The organism is Carnobacterium sp. (genome assembly GCF_032094055.1).
Classification (GTDB): Bacteria; Bacillota; Bacilli; order Lactobacillales; family Carnobacteriaceae; genus Carnobacterium_A.
This window is the reverse complement of record NZ_DAMDAK010000128.1, coordinates 413-2509: the sequence shown is the minus strand read 5'-3', so window position 1 is coordinate 2509 and position 2097 is coordinate 413. Positions and strand designations below refer to the sequence as shown.

Annotated in this window: 1 pseudogene; it reads left to right on the top strand. The window is 35.8% G+C overall.

Features of this window, described 5'->3' with window-relative positions:
- Positions 1–1873 (top strand): annotated as a pseudogene (locus RT405_RS13055) (Tn3 family transposase); the annotation flags it as partial.
- Between the last annotated feature and the right edge of the window lie 224 nt (positions 1874–2097).

Here is a 2097-nt window from a genome sequence, read left to right as displayed (position 1 = left end):
TTGTCTCTTCGGTCGAAGAAGCCCAGGAGCTTGCACGTCCTGCTGACTATGATTATTTAGACTTACTGCAAAAACGATTTTATTCACTAAGAAAATATACGCCAACGCTATTAAGGGTGTTGGAATTTCATTCTACAAAGGCAAATGAGCCACTTTTACAAGCTGTAGAGATTATCCGAGGAATGAACGAATCCGGAAAACGAAAAGTACCTGATGACTCACCTGTGGATTTTATTTCAAAACGTTGGAAAAAGCGTTTATACGAGAATGATGGTACAACAATCAATCGTCATTACTATGAAATGGCTGTTTTAACAGAACTTCGGGAGCATGTTCGGGCAGGAGATGTTTCCATTGTTGGCAGCAGACAATATAGAGATTTTGAGGAATATTTGTTTTCCGAATTTACATGGAATCAAACGAAAGAGAATACGAGATTATCAGTTAGTTTATCATTCGAAGATTATATAACGGAGAGAACCAGCAGCCTTAATGAAAGGTTAAAGTGGTTAACTGCCAATTCCAACAAGTTAGATGGAGTTTCTCTTGATAAAGGAAAGCTGTCACTTGCACGCTTAGAAAAAGATGTACCAGAAGAAGCAAAAAAGTTTAGTGCAAGCCTTTATCAGATGCTACCAAGAATAAAATTAACCGATTTACTGATGGATATTGCTTATATAACAGGATTTCATGAGCAATTTACTCATGCTTCCAATAATCGAAAACCGGATAAAGAAGAAACGATTATTATTATGGCTGCCCTTTTAGGAATGGGAATGAATATAGGTGTAAGCAAGATGGCTGAAGCAACACCCGGACTTACATATAAGCAATTAGCCAATGTATCTCAATGGCGCATGTATGAAGATGCAATGAATAAAGCCCAAGCCGTATTAGTAAATTTTCATCACAAATTACAATTGTCTTCCTATTGGGGAGACGGTACAACATCCTCATCAGACGGTATGAGAATGCAGTTAGGTGTTCATCACTACATGCAGATGCAAACCCACATTATGGAACTGGAAAAGGAGCCACCATCTACCGTTTTACTAGTGATCAATTCTCTTCTTACTACACAAAGATTATTCATACTAATTCAAGGGATGCGATTCATGTTTTAGATGGTTTGTTGCACCATGAAACGGATTTAAACATAGAAGAGCATTATACAGACACAGCTGGTTACACAGATCAAATATTCGGACTGACTCATTTATTAGGATTTAAATTTGCCCCAAGAATAAGAGATTTAGCAGACTCAAAATTATTTACAATAGATAAAGCAAGTGAGTATCCAAAATTAGAAGCCATTTTACGTGGACAAATAAATACAAAGGTCATTAAAGAAAATTATGAGGATGTTTTGCGATTAGCTCACTCAATAAGAGAAGGAACAGTTTCAGCATCCCTTATTATGGGGAAACTAGGATCTTATTCAAGACAAAACAGCTTGGCTATAGCCTTACGTGAGATGGGTCGAATAGAAAAAACAATTTTTATTTTGAATTATATATCGGATGAATCATTAAGAAGAAAAATACAAAGGGGATTAAATAAAGGAGAAGCCATGAACGGATTAGCAAGAGCTATTTTCTTCGGAAAACAAGGTGAGCTTAGGGAACGGACTATACAACATCAATTGCAAAGAGCCAGTGCTTTAAACATAATCATCAATGCTATTAGTATTTGGAATACCTTACATCTAACTAAAGCAGTTGAATATCAAAAACAGTCTGGTAGTTTTAATGAAGAATTATTACACCATATGTCGCCTCTAGGTTGGGAACATATTAATCTACTAGGAGAATATCATTTTAATTCGGAGAAAGTGGTCTCGTTAGATTCTTTAAGACCATTAAAACTTTCTTAACGTTGTAAAAATGGGGGAATCGTCAGGAAAATAGGCTTAGCGTTGTAAATCCGCATTTTCCTGACGGGACCCCTATAAGTTCTTTTTTAATAGTAATAATGCAATAAGGAGAAAATTAACTTTCTTCTTATTGCATTATTGCTGGCTAAGTAGTTTAGAGTTTCTTGTCCTAAGTACAAAAAGTTTAGACTTTCATGTCCCGTTATTAAGACAAGAAAGTACCT